At 64.5% G+C, this 14,328-nt stretch carries 16 protein-coding genes; 8 read left to right on the top strand and 8 right to left on the bottom strand.

Annotation, left to right across the window (positions count from 1 at the left end; translation table 11 throughout):
- Positions 1 to 82: 82 nt before the first annotated feature.
- Positions 83 to 469, top strand: coding sequence for a hypothetical protein (locus tag ACKWRH_RS36960; protein WP_445217555.1), 387 nt, complete (start codon positions 83 to 85; stop codon positions 467 to 469).
- A 529-nt stretch (positions 470 to 998) separates the two neighbouring features.
- Here the strand turns inward: ACKWRH_RS36960 and ACKWRH_RS36955 are convergent.
- The 5 genes from ACKWRH_RS36955 to soxC all read right to left on the bottom strand — a co-directional run bounded on the left by ACKWRH_RS36955 (position 999) and on the right by soxC (position 4,704).
- Positions 999 to 1,313 (bottom strand): baeRF12 domain-containing protein, encoded by a 315-nt coding sequence (locus tag ACKWRH_RS36955; protein WP_445217554.1) that lies wholly within the window; start codon positions 1,311 to 1,313, stop codon positions 999 to 1,001.
- Between the two features lie 756 nt (positions 1,314 to 2,069).
- Positions 2,070 to 2,387, bottom strand: coding sequence for a hypothetical protein (locus tag ACKWRH_RS36950; RefSeq protein WP_445217553.1), 318 nt, complete (start codon positions 2,385 to 2,387; stop codon positions 2,070 to 2,072).
- Positions 2,388 to 2,419: 32 nt separating this feature from the next.
- Entirely contained in the window at positions 2,420 to 2,887 is a 468-nt protein-coding gene (locus ACKWRH_RS36945; RefSeq protein WP_445217552.1) for a DUF302 domain-containing protein, read from the bottom strand.
- A gap of 10 nt (positions 2,888 to 2,897) precedes the next feature.
- Entirely contained in the window at positions 2,898 to 3,446 is a 549-nt protein-coding gene (locus ACKWRH_RS36940; RefSeq protein WP_445217551.1) for a c-type cytochrome, read from the bottom strand.
- Positions 3,433 to 4,704, bottom strand: coding sequence for a sulfite dehydrogenase (gene soxC / locus ACKWRH_RS36935; RefSeq protein ID WP_445217550.1), 1,272 nt, complete (start codon positions 4,702 to 4,704; stop codon positions 3,433 to 3,435). Before soxC ends, ACKWRH_RS36940 begins: the two co-directional genes overlap by 14 nt.
- Positions 4,705 to 4,809: 105 nt before the next feature.
- On the opposite strand from soxC, the gene ACKWRH_RS36930 reads away from it, so the two are divergent.
- Complete coding sequence (locus ACKWRH_RS36930) at positions 4,810 to 5,904, top strand: cupin domain-containing protein (protein ID WP_445217549.1); 1,095 nt, start codon at positions 4,810 to 4,812, stop codon at positions 5,902 to 5,904.
- Here ACKWRH_RS36930 and ACKWRH_RS36925 read toward each other — a convergent pair.
- Positions 5,867 to 7,654 carry a peptide ABC transporter substrate-binding protein gene (locus ACKWRH_RS36925; RefSeq protein ID WP_445217548.1) on the bottom strand — a complete coding sequence of 596 codons (1,788 nt, stop codon included), beginning with the start codon at positions 7,652 to 7,654 and terminating at the stop codon, positions 5,867 to 5,869. The genes ACKWRH_RS36930 and ACKWRH_RS36925 overlap by 38 nt on opposite strands.
- A gap of 263 nt (positions 7,655 to 7,917) precedes the next feature.
- Here ACKWRH_RS36925 and ACKWRH_RS36920 point away from each other — a divergent pair, with 263 nt between their 5' ends.
- Positions 7,918 to 8,463, top strand: coding sequence for a hypothetical protein (locus tag ACKWRH_RS36920; protein ID WP_445217547.1), 546 nt, complete (start codon positions 7,918 to 7,920; stop codon positions 8,461 to 8,463).
- A gap of 58 nt (positions 8,464 to 8,521) precedes the next feature.
- Here ACKWRH_RS36920 and ACKWRH_RS36915 read toward each other — a convergent pair whose 3' ends face one another.
- The gene (locus ACKWRH_RS36915) at positions 8,522 to 9,100 is read right to left on the bottom strand and encodes a TetR family transcriptional regulator (protein ID WP_445217546.1); all 579 of its coding nucleotides are present in this window, start codon (positions 9,098 to 9,100) and stop codon (positions 8,522 to 8,524) included.
- Between the two features lie 146 nt (positions 9,101 to 9,246).
- Between ACKWRH_RS36915 and ACKWRH_RS36910 the strand changes: the two genes are divergently transcribed.
- Positions 9,247 to 10,692: an MATE family efflux transporter gene (locus tag ACKWRH_RS36910; RefSeq protein WP_445217545.1), complete on the top strand. Its 1,446-nt coding sequence runs from the start codon at positions 9,247 to 9,249 to the stop codon at positions 10,690 to 10,692.
- Positions 10,693 to 10,698: 6 nt separating this feature from the next.
- Here the strand turns inward: ACKWRH_RS36910 and ACKWRH_RS36905 are convergent, their stop codons facing one another.
- The gene (locus ACKWRH_RS36905) at positions 10,699 to 10,971 is read right to left on the bottom strand and encodes a hypothetical protein (RefSeq protein WP_445217544.1); all 273 of its coding nucleotides are present in this window, start codon (positions 10,969 to 10,971) and stop codon (positions 10,699 to 10,701) included.
- A 157-nt stretch (positions 10,972 to 11,128) separates the two neighbouring features.
- On the opposite strand from ACKWRH_RS36905, the gene ACKWRH_RS36900 reads away from it, so the two are divergent.
- The 4 genes from ACKWRH_RS36900 to ACKWRH_RS36885 all read left to right on the top strand — a co-directional run bounded on the left by ACKWRH_RS36900 (position 11,129) and on the right by ACKWRH_RS36885 (position 14,327).
- Positions 11,129 to 11,911 carry a MetQ/NlpA family ABC transporter substrate-binding protein gene (locus ACKWRH_RS36900; RefSeq protein WP_038944047.1) on the top strand — a complete coding sequence of 261 codons (783 nt, stop codon included), beginning with the start codon at positions 11,129 to 11,131 and terminating at the stop codon, positions 11,909 to 11,911.
- Positions 11,912 to 12,035: 124 nt separating this feature from the next.
- On the top strand, positions 12,036 to 13,070 hold the full coding sequence (locus tag ACKWRH_RS36895; RefSeq protein WP_445217543.1) for a putative FMN-dependent luciferase-like monooxygenase: 1,035 nt from the start codon (positions 12,036 to 12,038) through the stop codon (positions 13,068 to 13,070).
- A 36-nt stretch (positions 13,071 to 13,106) separates the two neighbouring features.
- On the top strand, positions 13,107 to 13,730 hold the full coding sequence (locus tag ACKWRH_RS36890) for a CMD domain protein (RefSeq protein ID WP_445217542.1): 624 nt from the start codon (positions 13,107 to 13,109) through the stop codon (positions 13,728 to 13,730).
- Positions 13,731 to 13,742: 12 nt separating this feature from the next.
- On the top strand, positions 13,743 to 14,327 hold the full coding sequence (locus tag ACKWRH_RS36885; RefSeq protein ID WP_445217541.1) for an alkylhydroperoxidase domain protein: 585 nt from the start codon (positions 13,743 to 13,745) through the stop codon (positions 14,325 to 14,327).
- Position 14,328: the final 1 nt, after the last annotated feature.

Here is a 14,328-nt window from a genome sequence, read left to right as displayed (position 1 = left end):
CTGTGCGCTAGCAATCGGTATAGAGGAGCGCTATTCTGAAGGTTGGCTGAATCCGTGTCTGCGGGGACCTCGGAGCAGCGAATTGCTGATCGATGCGCTGGCGAAGGTCCCTTGCCCAGGACGACCCCCGGAAGAATTGATTTTCCGTTCGGGGCACCCGACCGTTCTCTGGAAGTCGACGACCTTGCTTCACGCAGTCGATGCAGATGAACACCGCATCGAAGAGCGCAGCTGCGTCTGCCCACACCCGACGCAGGAGCGAACATGTTGCCTGCTCTTCACGGGCAAATGCGCATTCTCGAAGACGCATGTCGGGCGGAGGGCCTTATCACTAATTGCTGTCGATGATGGGCCATTGGCTGAACAGGTTTTTGCCGCCAATGAATTCCCATTTCAGGCCGTAGCTCAAACGGTGGGTTTTGGTCTAGGAATGTGGAAAACGCTTTATCTTTCAAGGAGAGTTGACTGACACTCTCTCCGCCATTTGCACGATCTTGTGCGCCAAACTACGATTTTCTACGATTGCGCTTGCCGGTAGCGGTTGTCGCGCGGGTCGCGAATGAGCGACGATTGGCTCGTTCGCTTCTCGGGCGAGTGAGATGCCTCAGATGCGGGAGGTGCGTGGCCAAGAGCTTAGCAATGCTCGTCTTCGCATACTCTGTCACAACGCTCGAAGATTTTGATGCGACCTTCGAAGAAGGCAACGGTGCTCACCAAAGGTAGATCAACTCTCGACTAGGTCGGGATTGACGGTGCTCCATGGGAAGGACGAAGTCGCTCACCGCCGTCTGAGTCGGCGCGCCCGAGTGAACTCATGAAGCTTCCAAGGTTGCCGCTTTCTTGTCAGCGGACGCGCCCTGGCCTGGCGAGAGGCCCCGCGGCTCCAACGGTCGGTTCTTCCCGAACCCTAAGGGGCTGTCCTCAGGCTCGGTCGCAACCGTTATTCGCACAGGTCATGACTGGACAGGTTTCCGCCGGCCGCCGTCTCCAGGGGGGCGTCAGGCGTCGGCGAGCAGTGAGGCGATGTCCTCGAGCGGGTGCCGGCTGAAGTCCTTCGCGAACTCGCCGATGATCTTGCCTCTCAAGTCGCGGTGGTAGTGCTTGCGCATCTCCCCCAGAGTCCTGGGATCGGACACAACGACCAGGTGTTCTATAGTCCCGTCCAGGCTGAGCTTGTTCAGGAGCGCCGCCGTCCCCGCTCCGAAGTCGTCCTCGACGAGCCGCCTGCCATCGGGGTTGGCAGAGCCGGTGTGATGTCGCGCACCCGAGCCAGAGCGGGCGGGCGCAGGCGGAGCTGCCGTGATCTCGACCAAGTCCGGGCTTCACGCCTGTATTGTGGAATAGGCGTACCGTCTCGCCGTCAGCGACTGCTATTGTCGCACCGGTAGGTAGAATCATCGAAAGACCTCCCGTTCTCGATCCCGCATTAACACGGCGCACTGTGTTACTTGTATGCTAGCGTTCTGCTGCGCTTCTTGAGCTCCTCGCACGAAACTCCCCAGAGCAGGGCGGTACAACGACCGCCGTAAGCAATCGACGCGGCGAACACGGCGATCTTCGCGGCCGAGAAGTCGGTGCTACGGTCAAGTGTTTGCGGATGCGGCAATCGCGTCAACCGGCGCGGTGCTGGTGATTTTCGCAACCGTGAGGGAGGCCATAGGGAATTCGGCTCCCGGGAGAGCACGGCATAAGCAGTCCAACCATCGCGCAGGGAAGGCCAAGTGACTGGCGCCACCTGTATGCTGCTGTGCGGTTTCCTTGCGCTCATCTTCGCGCAGCGGACCGCGGGTGCGAGGTCAGCACCCGGCCTTCCCTGCGCTCTCTTGGCTTCGAGGGTGGAGCGACGAAGCAAAGCTCGGGCGAATTAAGCCGCGAGGATGCGAATGCGTGTCTGCTCGTCAAGATGCGGAGAGAAGAGTGACGCTCCGCCCCGTGTTCTGTCATTGCGAGGAGCGAAGCGACGAAGCAATCTAGGCTGTCTCCGCGGAGACAGTCTGGATTGCTTCGCTGCGCTTGCAATGACGATGTGGAAGCGGCTCGTGGCGAGCACTAACAGGCAGGTGCCGGCGTCAGCGCGGGCCGCTCTGCCCATCGTCCGGATCGCTCTCCGGCTCCCGGATCAGCACCACCGGCTCGTCATAGCCTTTGCGGCTGCTGTAAAACACCAGCGCCATCAGGCCGACGCCGACGACCAGCGAGAAGACGACGCCGAGCACCAGCGCGACATAGCCGGACGCCGGCACGCTGGTATCCGTGCTGGTCCAGCCAAGATAGCCGAGAACGCTCGCAGCGACGAGCATGGCGCACAACACCGCGATGACCAGCCATCTGACGAGCTTGCTGTCTTGCGCCTTGGGCGGCGCCGTTTGCCCGCTGGTCTCGTTCATGAGCCTCTCCTCACGCGGCCGTCGTGGCGCGCTTACGGTGCGGTGGCCTTGGTCGCGATCGCATGCAGCGCGGCGGTCATCGCGCCGATGGCGGTCTTGGCCGGCTCGCCGACGCCGTGACGGCCGGCGAGATAGGCCGGATCATTGTACGACAGCCAGGTCGCGCCTTGCTCGTCCTGCCAGACCAGCGCCTTCAGCGGCAGGTCGATGCCGATGGTCTGCGCCTGCTGCATCAACGGCGTGCCGCCCTTGGTGTTGCCGAAGATGAGGAGATCGGTCGGCCGCAGAGTCATGCCGACGGCGGTGGCACCCGCGGCATGATCGACATGGGCAAACACGGTGAGGCCCTTGGCCTTCACCTCGGTCTCGAGCCGCGTCATCGTGTCCTGCGGGTCAAAGCTGCTCTTGATGGTGATGAGTCCGTCTGTAGCCATTGCCTGCGTCTCCCAGAAACATGTCGCGACCAGCGCGAAGATCCGGATCAGTGTGAAAAGCCTCATGATTACCCGCTCACTTCTTGCGGAATAATCGCGCGGGATCGAATTCCGGCTCCGGAATGAAGCCGTCGCGGTTGGGCATTCTGATCTTCGGCAAGGAGTCCTTGTCGACCTTGCCGTCGGCGGGAACGATGCCGTTGAGGCTCAATATGTAGGCGGTGACGGCATAGGTCTCGTCGGTGCTGAGCGAACCCGGCGTCGGATACGGCATCGCGCGATGAATGTAGTCGAACAGGGTCGTCGCATAGGGCCAGAAACTGCCGACGGTCTTGACCGGCATGTTGGAGGCGAGCGTGCCCTGTCCGCCGGCGAGACGATCCTTGATGCCGCCCTGGCCGTTGTCGCCATGACAGGCCGCGCAATTGTCGGCAAAAATCTGCTTGCCCTGCACCGCCGTGCCGCTGCCGTCAGGCAGGCCCTTGCCGTCAGGACCGACGTCGATGTCCCACAGCTTGATCTCATCCGGCGTCGCCGGACGGCCGAAATCGAACGCCAGCGCGGGCGCGGCGAGCAGGCCGGCGGTGAGGATGCCGGCGAGAAACAGCTTGTCATGCGAGGACATTGCGGACCCTCCCGGCTTCGTCGATGCTCCAGGTCTGCTGGGCGTTGTAGTGAAACAGCGCGTTGGTCCCCATCGCGGCGATGAAGGACTGCCGGTCCGGTTGAACGTTGCCGTGGTCGTCGGTCGAGCGGCTCACGATCTTGGTCGGCTTGCCGTCCCAGACCCAATCCATCTGGAAGCGCACCTGCGCCTTGGACAGCACCGGCTGGCTCAATTGCGCGGGCTTCCAGGTCCTGGCGCCGTCGGTGGAGATCTCGACCTTGGCGATCTTGCCATGGCCGCTCCAGGCAAGACCCGAGATGCGGTTATAACCCGGCTGGATCTGCATCATGCCGGAGGGCTGGGTGATGACGGAGTTGGTTTCCATCCGCAGCTGAAACTGCCGCGCCTTGCCGTTGGCCAGCAGCTGCGTGTAGCGCGCCGTCTCCCAGCGCGTCATCCAGGGCTCGCTGCCGAACTTGAGGCGCCGCAGCCATTTGATGTTGAGGTTGCCTTCGAAGCCCGGCATCACCAGCCGCATCGGAAAACCGTGCGCGGGCCGCAGCGGCTCGCCGTTCTGCCCGTACGCGACGAAAGCCTCGTTCACGATCTCGTCGGTGAGGGGAATGCTGCGATCGACGCCCGCGCCGTCGCCGCCCTCCGCCAGCATCCAGCTCGAGCCCTTGTCCTTGGCGACGAGGTCGATCAGGAATTTGAGCGGAACGCCGGTCCATTCATTGGTGCTGACGAGGCCATGCGTGTTCTGGACCGTCACGTCAGGATCGGCCTTCTTCCAGTTCTCCCAGCCGTTGCCGGTGCATTCGATGAACACGACGCGCGTGACCGACGGCATCCGCTTCAAATCGTCGACGCTGAAGACCAGCGGCTTTTGCACCATGCCGTGGATGAGCAGCCGGTGCTGCGCGGGATCGATATCGGGCACGCCGGAATGGCTGCGCTCGTAGTGCAGGTCGGTCGGCGTGATGTTGCCGACGAGCTTCTGGTGCGGCGTCTTGGAATTGATGGCATCGCCGGGATCGACGTTGCGCTTGCCCGGCGTGGCCTCGGGGATGCGATCGAGTTTTGCAAACCGGGAGCGTTCGCTGTGCGCGCTCAGATCGGCGCCGGGCCCGCGATCGGGGACGTCGGCGAGCGTCTCGGCGCCCGCCGCCTCGGACGCCACCGCGCCAAGGATGCCCGCCGACAGGCCTCCCACAAAGCCGCGGCGCGACACATTCGCAGGCCGTGGCAACAACTCGATTGGCGTCTTGGACGTCATATGATCTCCCCTCGATAAGCGTGATTTCTGGAAATCCCTGCCGCCTTCATGCCGTGACATTGACCGAACACCGTGAGGATTGCTCGTTAGGTTGTGTTAGAAGCCATGAGGACTGGGGCACTCATGCGCGCGACCGCCCGTTCACACGTTAGATGCGCTTGGCCGCTCCGTGGAATGGCCAGGCGGCTCGGAGACATGTCCGGGCGGATCAAGGGGAGAGGGATGTCGGAAACGGACGCGGCGGAATTGTTGAAGGCGATGGTGCCGCTGTTCAGGATCCGTCCAATATTCGAGGATTCCTGCAAATTCGGCGGCAGCTGGGAGTCGCTACACGCGCCGAACGGCAAGGGATGGGCGCAATTCCACATGGTCACGCGCGGCGCTTGCGTGGTCGAGCGGCCGGGCCTCGGCCCGCAGCGGCTGGAAGCCGGCGACATCCTTCTGCTGCCGCATGGCGACAGTCACGCGGTCCGCAGCCGGACGGGCGGCGCTGCCGGGCGTGTTACGACCGGGGTCCGCAATGGGGTCCGCCAGCGCGCAACAGTCGAGGCCGAGGTCGATACCGAACTGCTGTGCGGCCGTTTTCTGTTCGAGACGTCGGATGAGAACCCGCTGATCGCCGCGCTTCCCGACGAGATCATCCTGCGCACGGCGGAGGAGCCGCTGCTGGAACGGTTTCGGCGCCTGCTGATCGACATCCGCGAAGAGCTCGACGCTGGACGGGTTGGATCGGAGGTGGTCGCGGCCGACCTCGCGAGAGCGTTGTTCGTGATGATGCTCCGCGATCATCTTTCGGACGATGCCTCCGGGAACGGAACGGTGTCGCTGTTGCGCGACCGCGTGACGGCCCGTGTGGTGTCGGCGATTCTCAACGATCTCGCCCGGGACTGGACGCTCGACGACATGGCGGCGGTGGCGATCGCCTCGCGCGCGACGCTGGTGCGCGCTTTTCAAAAGCGCGCGGGGGTCGCGCCCATGACGTTCTTGTCCGATCTGAGATTGACGGTCGCGCGCAAGCGGCTGGCCGGCACCTCCGATCCGATCGCGAAGATCGCCGGCGAGGTCGGGTATGCGTCCGAAGGCGCGCTGAGCAAAGCCATCATGCGCAGATACGGCATGCGACCCGGCGCTTTGAGGGAGCCGGGTCCTCGGGCGCCCGTTGTCAAACCCGATACCAGCTCCCCAGATTCCAGGTCGTGACGTCCCAGCCCGAGATGTCAGCCATGAGGCTATTGACGCCGGCGCCGACGATGTTGCGGGAGAGCAGCGGCACCAGAATATTGGCTTCGCAGAAGATCTCGTTGACCTTGATCAGGAGCGCGGCGCGCTTGACCGGATCGAGCTCCTGCTGCGCGGTCTTGTAGGCCTTGTCGGCCTCGGCATCGGACCAGCGCGAGATGTTTCGGCCGAGCCACTTGTTCTCCTTGTTGGCGATCTCCCAGGAGACGCACTGGTTCAAGAACCGCTCCGGATCGGGCTGCGGCTGCGTCGTGTTGTACATCTCCATGTCGCAATAGAGTTTCGAGTAGGTGTCGGGGTTGCCGACGTCAGACGAGAAGAACACCGATGCGGTGACCGACTTGAGCTCGATGTCGATGCCGGCCTTCTGGCAGGCCTGCTTGATGATGGCCTGCGTCTTCTGGCGCGGGGCGTTGATCGAGGTCTGGAAGACGTATTTGAGCTTCTTGCCGTCCTTCTCGCGGATGCCGTCCGCACCCCGCTTCCAGCCGGCGTCGTCGAGGATTTTGTTCGCCTTGTCGACGTCGAACGTGTAGGTCAGCTTGCCCGACTTGAACTGCTGCGGCTGGTTGACGAAGCTTGCCGTGGCGATGCCGCCGCGGCCGTAGATGAATTTCTGGATCGCCTCGCGATCGATCAGGAGGTTGAACGCCTGGCGGACGACCGGATCGGACAGCGTCGGGTGTTTGGTCTTGACGCTGGAGCGCTCGCCGTCGACCTCGGTCCAGGGGTCCGTCGTGTTGAGGATGATGAACTCGACGTTGCCGGACGGCGTGATGTCGACCCTGCCTTTGCCGCTGGCCTCCATGCGCTTGAGGACCTCCTCCTCCACCAGCAGGTTCCAGGCATAGTCGTATTCGCCGGTCTGGAGCACGGTGCGCGCCGCGGAGACCGCGTCGCCGCCGCCCTTGACCTCGAGTGTGTCGAAATGCGGCTGGTTCTTGACGTGATAGTCGGGGTTGCGTTCGGCCCGGATCAGGTCGCCCGGCTTGAACTCGACGAATTTGTACGGGCCGGTGCCGACCGGCTTCAGATTGCCCGGCGCCTCGCGCGACTTCGCGCCGGCATAGTCGCCGAAATGATGCTTCGGCAGGATCTGGCCGACCGAGCCGACGAAGGGGTCGGCCCAGAACGGGGTGGGGGCCTTGAACAGCACCTTGACGGTGTGGTCGTCGATCTTCTCGACGGTGATGTCCTTGTAGGATCCCGTGCTGTAGGCGGCGGTCGCGAGGTCCGCCGCATAGGCCCAGGTGAAGACGACGTCGTCGGCGGTGAAGGGCTTGCCGTCATGCCACTTCACGCCCTGCTTCAGCTTCCAGATGACGCTCATGCCGTCGGCCGCGAGGCTGCCGTTCGCCTTGGTCGGAATTTCGGCGGCGAGGCAGGGGATGAGGTTGCCGTCCTTGTCCCAGCCGGCCAGCGGCTCGAAGAAGATGCGCGATGCGACCTGATCCTTGGTGCCGATCGCGAAATGCGGATTGAGCAGGGTGGGCGCCTGCCACAGCAGGATCTTGAGCGGGCCGCCGCCGCCGGCCTTGGTCGGCTTGTATTGCAGCGTGGCATCCGCCATCGCGACGTCGTTCCAGAGCAGGATCTGGCTCGCGACCGGCGCCGCGATCCCGGCCGCAGCCATGGTCCGGATGAACGAGCGCCGCGACAGCGTGCCTTGCTTCACCTCCGCGATGGACTTGCGAATCTCGTCTTCGTTCATCGAATGACCTCCACCTCGAAGAAAAATCGTCGCCGCTACCCCATCATGTTGCATCGTGCGCGAGGCGGCAATGCCGGCGATGCCGCAAGGCCCCGCGACGAAATGGCGAACGTGGAGATCGGCAGCTTCTGCCGGGACATAGTTGCCGGTGTGAAAGGTATGCCGGCCGGATTTCGCGATAAGCCCTTGATGGCAATGAGGCTCTCATCTGGCATGCGCATTGCACGCAAAGCGTGCGTTGGCAATGACAGTGGAGTACGGGTATGAGCGTCGGCAGCATGAGCAGCATCGGTGGTGGAAGCGCGGCGGGGTCGCCTTCATCCAAATCCGCCGGTTCACAAGACGGCGCCTCGATGTTCTCGTCGCTGCTGGAGAGCGGCACGCCCTACGACGAGGTCAAGGTGAACCTGCCGAACGGCATGTCGATCGGCATCGTCCATTTCGGTGGCGGCGGCTTCGACAGCAGCGCGCTCAAGTCCATCGAGGATTTCGTGCAGCAGCTCGCGAGCCAGCAGATATCGGGTGATCCGGCGTCCGACGCCGACCAGGCGCAGCACGGCGACACGCCAGACGCCGTCGGGATCGACAAGGTTCATGTCGATCTTCCGAATGGAATCTCGTTCGAGGTGCTGCATTCCTCCGGCGGCCATGCCACGGACAGCGACGCTGTCCTGAAGGAGCTCACCGAGGCCGCCGAAGAACTCGCCGAATCGCTGTCGCACTATTCACCGGCATCGGCTGCGGCTTCCGCTTATGCATCGCAAGCAAGTTCGTCCGGCCGCAGCAGCCAGCTCGACGCGAGGAGCTGAGCAACACGCAGGACGCCCCGGGCTACGATGATCCGGTGCGAACGGAGGGGCGAATGCACTAGCGCCCCTTCGCAAGCGCCAGCGCGGCATCCACCGCGTTCTCGAGAATCTCCTCCGACAATTGCCTGTCGCTCACCGCGCGCGACAATTGCAGCGCGCCGACCATGGTGGCGTAGGCCGCGATGGCGCGGCCGCGCCGCTCCGCCGGCGTGCCTTCAGGCATTTGCGCTGCCATCAGCGCGAGGATGTCGGACATCTTGCCGGTGAAGGCCTCGCGCGTCGCCTTCGGATGCCGCGCGATCTCGGAGACGAGGGCCGCGGTCGGGCAACCGGTCGCCGCGCGATCGCGATGTCTGGGCGAGAGATAGTCGCGGATCACGGTCTCGAGCGCGACGCCGTTTTCGAGATTGTCCTTGTGCCGCTGCTCGCGCCGCTCCAGCGCGTCGAGCAGTACCGCGCGCACCAGATCCTCCTTGGAGGCGAAGTGCGTGTAGAAGGCGCCGTTGGTCAGGCCCGCTTCCGCCATGATGCCGGCGAGGCCCACCGCGGCGATGCCGCTCTCGCGGAACTGCGAGGATGCGACATCGAGAATGTGCCGCCGCGTCGTGTCCCTGTGTCCCTTGTCATAGCGCGCCAATTCCGCCTCCTGCGAACCCGCCGCCCCCTATGCCACAAAAACGTGAGGTCTGCTCTATTGCATTACGGTCATAATAATACATTATGATCATAATGCAATGTGCTGGCCGACCGGGGGCGGTCCGAGGGAACCACAGGATCGAACCCATGTCCGTCGAGAATGCCGCCGCGCCAGCCTTGTCCGCCGCGCCATTCGTGGCCCACACCGCGGTGCCGCTTCGCCAGGCGGCTCCGCCCGCACCAAGCGCGGCTGAGCAAAGACGCGCCGCGCTCCTGACCGCGCCGATCTTGCCCACGCTGCTCAAGCTCGCGCTGCCGACCGTGACCGTCCTCGTGGCACAGACCGCCGTCAACATCGCGGAAGCCTATTATGTCGGCTATCTCGGCACCGATGCGCTCGCCGGCGCCGCGCTGGTGTTCCCGATCTTCATGCTGATGACCATGATGTCGAACGGCGGGTTCGGCTCCGGCGTTGCGTCCTCGGTGGCACGCGCGGTCGGTGCCGGCCGCCGCGCCGATGCCGAGGCGGCGCTGTATCATGCCGTGGTGCTCGCGATCATTGCCGGCGGCCTGTTCACGCTCGGCGTCGTCCTCGGTGGTCCGCATCTCTATCGTGCCCTCGGCGGCACCGATGGTGCGCTTGCCGCCGCCACCACCTATTCCAACTATCTGTTCGCCGGCGCCATCCCGGTGTGGATCGTCAACCTTCAGGCTGCCGCGCTGCGCGGCGCCGGCAACGTCAAAGTGCCGGCCCTGGTGACGCTGGTCGGGGCCATCGTGACCATTCCGGTCTCGCCGGCACTGATCTTCGGGTTCGGGCCGATCCCGCGGCTCGGCATCGGCGGCGCCGGCATCGCCTTCGGCCTCTATTACGGCGCGGCGATGCTGTTCCTGCTGCGCTACATGTCGACGGGCGCGACTGGCTTGAAGCTGCACATCGTGCCGTTGCGCGCAAAAATCTTCGCCGACATGCTGAAGGTCGGCATCCCCACCGCGTTCAACGCGGTGCTGACCAACCTCACGGTCATTCTCGTCACCGGCGCGGTCGGCCTGTTCGGCACCTCCGCGCTCGCCGGCTACGGCATCGCCTCGCGGCTGGACTACATCATGATCCCGCTGCTGTTCGGGATCAGCACGGCGACGCTGACCATGGTCGGCGTCAACATGGGCGCGGGCCAGACCGCGCGGGCACGAAAGATCGGCTGGATCAGCGGTGTGGTCGGCATGATCATGACCGGCACGATCGGCTTGCTGGTTGCGATCTTCCCGACGGCCTGGCTCCACCTCTTCAGCCATGACACGGACGTCGTCAGCGAAGGCATGACCTATTTGCGCATCGTCGCGCCGGCCTATGCCGCGCTCGGCTTCGGTTTTGTCAGTTCGTTCGCGGTGCAAGGCACCGGCCGAGCGATGGGGCCGCTGGCTTCGTCCGTCGCGCGCATCCTGATCGCGGCCGGCGGCGGCTGGATCGCAGTGGCGAGCTTTGGCGCGGGCATGGCGGGTCTCGCCACCATGGTCACGGCCTCGCTCGCCGCCTATGCCGCGATCTGCGTCCTGATCATGGTGTCGCCGTGGACGTGGCGCGCCGAGTAAACAGGCTCACTGGATGCCGGCAACGCCGACAGCCAGCGCCGACAGCAGCAGAAAATTGCTCAGCAGCTTGAGCGACGACGCGCTGATCAGCTTCATCGTCAGCGCGCCGCCGGAATTGAACGGCACGCCCTGGAGCAGGGTATAGAGGCTTCGAGGCGGTTCCGGCTCGCGAATTTCGAGGCGGCGAGGGCGGTCATGGCTGAACTCCTTGGTGATCTTGCCGCCAATCTCGCATCCGGAGCGACACTTTGCCGTGATGCCCCCATCACGCTTGCGCAACGCGCCCTATGACCTGCCAATTCGTTTCCTATTTTGCGCCGAATAGAGAAGGTGTTCCTCGCAACAGGCCGGCAATATGGATTTCCATTTCATTGATTTCGCCTCGCGGAGAAGCGAATACGGTTCCAATCATTTTCGTTGAGTTTTGGAGACCAAGATGTCGTTTCGCCTCCCCCTGATCCTCGCAACCGCGCTTGCCGCCTGGTCGGCCGCAGCAACCGCCGAGACCATCAAGATCGGTGTGACGCCGGGCCCGCATGCGCAGATCTTCGAGGCGGTGAAGCCGATCGCCGCCAAGCAGGGCCTCGACATCCAGCTCATCGAGTTCTCCGACTACGTCGTGCCGAATGCCGCGCTCGATGCCGGTGAGATCCAGGCCAATTCGTTCCAGAACCAGCCTTATCTCGACAACCAGAAGGCCGACCGCGGCTACAAGATCGAATCCGTTGGGCTGACCGTGAACTTCCCGATCGGCGTCTATTCGAAGAAGCACAAGGCCTTCGCCGATATCCCTGAAGGCGGCAAGGTCTCGATCCCGAACGATCCGACCAATGGCGGCCGCGTGCTGCTGCTGCTGCGCGACAAGGGCGTGATCAAGCTGAAGGACGGCACGGGCTTCAAGCCGACGGTGCTCGACGTCACCGAGAATCCCAAGAAGCTGAAATTCATCGAAGTCGATGCGGCGCAGGCGCCGCGCGCGCTCGACGATGTCGATGCCGCCGCGATCAACACCAATTATGCAACCCAGGCGGGCCTCGATCCCGTCAAGGATCCGATCCTGCGCGAGGACCCGAAGGGTCCCTACGTCAACCTGATCGCGGTACGTGCCGCCGACAAGGACAAGCCCTGGGTCAAGATCCTCGTCGACAGCTACCACACGCCCGAGGTGAAGGAGTTCGTCCTGACCAAGTTCAAGGGCGCGGTGCTGCCGAGCTGGTAGGCAATCTGCCTAGCCAAGGTCCAGCGCAGCGGGCGATCCGGCGGGCAGCCTTGCGCAATGCCCGCTTGTCTGGAGCTGCGGCAACCGACATCATCGGGGCCCATCCTCGCCCGACAGGGGTCGTATGAAACGCTTTGCAAACCTGAAACGACTGGGGTTCTTCACGCGGCTCCTCGATGAAGCCCCGCCCGCGGAGCGCTACCGCTTCGCCGCCGAGCAGATCGTGCGCGCAGAGAAAGCGGGCCTCGATTCCGCGTGGATCGCGCAGCATCATTTCCACGAGCGCGAGGGCGGCCTGCCGTCGCCCTTCACCTTCCTCGGTTACGTCGCAGCCCAAACCTCGCGCATCCGTCTCGGCACCGGCATCGTCACGCTGCCGCTGGAGAACGCGGTGCGGGTGGCGGAAGATGCCGCCGTGCTCGATCTCCTCTGCAACGGCCGCTTCGAGCTCGGCGTCGGCACCGGCGGCAATCCGTCGGCCTTTGCCGCTTTCGGCCTCGACAGCGCCCAGCGCAACGAGATCTTTGCCCGCAATCTGGACGTGGTCCGCACCGCCCTGGTCGGCAAGCCGCTCACCGGCGGCGATACGCTCTATCCGCAGCGGCCCCAATTGGACAAGCGGATCTGGCAGGCGACGTTCTCGGTCGCCGGTGGTGCACGCGCGGGCAAGGCCGGCGATGGCCTGTTGCTGTCGCGCACCCAGCCCCGGACCAAGGAGGCGCCGCGCGCAACGCTGGCGGAGATCCAGAATCCGGTGATCGATGCCTATCTCGAAGCGCTGCCGCCGGGATGCGAGCCCCGGATCATGGCCTCGCGCAGCGTCTTCGTCGCCGACGACCGGACCGAAGCGATGCGCCTTGCCGACATCGGGCTGCGTCGCGCGCTGCCGCAGTTCTTCAAGGGCGGTCACGCCAGGCCGGGCGAGACGCTGGAGGAGATGATCACCGCATTCGACACCCATGTCGGCGCGGCCGACGACGTCATCGCCTCGCTCCGCGCTGACGCCACCCTGGAGCGGGTGACCGACCTCGTCTTCCAGGCGCATTCAGTGGACGCGCCGCACCCTCATATCCTGCGCTCGATCGAGCTTGTCGCCGAGAAAGTCGCGCCGGCGCTGGGCTGGACCCGGACGGCGGCTGACGTGGCTCTGGCGGGCTGATCGGAGTGACATGATCGCGTTGCACGAGGCTGAATGATGGCTACGAAAGATATCATCGACACGCTCGCCGGGATCGAACCGGGAACGGCTCTGGATGGCATTCGCGCACACCGCCTGCAGGCGCGCGAGAACGCGCAGAAGAGCTATCTCTCGCTGTTCGAGCCGATCGACGCCGGCGATTTTTCGCTTGTGGAGCGCGCCGCAGTCGCGCTCTTCGTGATCGGCCTTCACCGCGAGCCCAATGTGGTCGCCTTCTACCGGGCGAAGCTCGCGGCGACCGCCGATGGTGCGCGCCTGGCCGAGGCGATCGAGGTCGAAATCGCACGCGGCGAGACGTCAGGCCCGTACGGTGCATATCCGGCCGGACGGCTGTCAGTCGAGAACACGGCCGGCCTGATCTATCGCGTGAGTGCGGAGGGCAAGTCCGTCCTTGGCGCCAGGCTCGCCGCGGCGCTGGAGCATGCGCATCTGCTGGTGTTCCGCCCGCGCGATGCCGCGTCCGCCGACATGAAGGCGCTGCTGGCCGCCGGCTGGTCCGACACCGGCATCGTCACTTTCTCTCAGCTCGTCGCGTTCCTGTCGTTCCAGGTGCGCGTCGTCACGGGCCTCCGCGTGCTCGGCGCCTCGCTGGGCACCGCAAGCGCTGCGGCCGGCGCGTAAGGAGACTGCATCATGAGCGCTGCAAACAATGTCAATCCGCCCGTCGTCTTCACCCAGGACGAACTCGGCTGGGTGTCGTGGATCGACCCGCTGCCCGAGGCCGAATTGACCGAGCGGCATTTCGCGGGCCTGGTCGATCGCTCCCGTGCCAAGTCCGAATACTTCCGCCTTCTCGTGCGCGATCCCGAGGTGCTGGAAGCCCGTACCAAGACCGACAAGGATATCTTCTACAACGTCGCCGATGGCCTGCCGCGCGCCGAGCGTGAGCTCGCGGCGGCCGCGACCTCGCGCTACAACGGCTGCATCTATTGCGCGTCCGTACATGCGCGTTTCGCCAGCACCTATTCCAAGCGCCGTGATGACGTGCAGCGCCTGCTCGACGAGGGCGTCAAGGCCGATCTCGGCGAGCGCTGGAACGCGGTGGTCAGGGCGTCGGTGGCGCTGGCGGCGACGCCGATCGCGTTCGGCCCTGACAATATCGAGGAGCTGCGCCGCGCGGGTCTCGACGATGCCGAGATCGTCGATGTCATCAATGGCGCGTCGTTCTTCAACTGGGCGAACCGGCTGATGCTGTCGCTCGGTGAGCCCTCGAAATAGG

This window comes from Bradyrhizobium sp. Pa8, from assembly GCF_052588265.1.
This window is presented reverse-complemented; position numbering and strand designations above follow the sequence as displayed.

What these genes read in the sequence shown, in the direction of transcription:
- ACKWRH_RS36890 (WP_445217542.1), top strand. Translation starts at nt 13,107, where the DNA reads ATGGCTACGAAAGATATCATCGACACGCTCGCCGGGATCGAACCGGGA.
- ACKWRH_RS36925 (WP_445217548.1), bottom strand. Translation starts at nt 7,654, where the DNA reads ATGAACGAAGACGAGATTCGCAAGTCCATCGCGGAGGTGAAGCAAGGC.
- ACKWRH_RS36920 (WP_445217547.1), top strand. Translation starts at nt 7,918, where the DNA reads ATGAGCGTCGGCAGCATGAGCAGCATCGGTGGTGGAAGCGCGGCGGGG.
- ACKWRH_RS36940 (WP_445217551.1), bottom strand. Translation starts at nt 3,446, where the DNA reads ATGTCCTCGCATGACAAGCTGTTTCTCGCCGGCATCCTCACCGCCGGC.
- ACKWRH_RS36950 (WP_445217553.1), bottom strand. Translation starts at nt 2,387, where the DNA reads ATGAACGAGACCAGCGGGCAAACGGCGCCGCCCAAGGCGCAAGACAGC.
- ACKWRH_RS36885 (WP_445217541.1), top strand. Translation starts at nt 13,743, where the DNA reads ATGAGCGCTGCAAACAATGTCAATCCGCCCGTCGTCTTCACCCAGGAC.
- ACKWRH_RS36910 (WP_445217545.1), top strand. Translation starts at nt 9,247, where the DNA reads ATGTCCGTCGAGAATGCCGCCGCGCCAGCCTTGTCCGCCGCGCCATTC.
- ACKWRH_RS36945 (WP_445217552.1), bottom strand. Translation starts at nt 2,887, where the DNA reads ATGAGGCTTTTCACACTGATCCGGATCTTCGCGCTGGTCGCGACATGT.
- ACKWRH_RS36895 (WP_445217543.1), top strand. Translation starts at nt 12,036, where the DNA reads ATGAAACGCTTTGCAAACCTGAAACGACTGGGGTTCTTCACGCGGCTC.
- soxC (WP_445217550.1), bottom strand. Translation starts at nt 4,704, where the DNA reads ATGACGTCCAAGACGCCAATCGAGTTGTTGCCACGGCCTGCGAATGTG.
- ACKWRH_RS36900 (WP_038944047.1), top strand. Translation starts at nt 11,129, where the DNA reads ATGTCGTTTCGCCTCCCCCTGATCCTCGCAACCGCGCTTGCCGCCTGG.
- ACKWRH_RS36930 (WP_445217549.1), top strand. Translation starts at nt 4,810, where the DNA reads ATGAGGACTGGGGCACTCATGCGCGCGACCGCCCGTTCACACGTTAGA.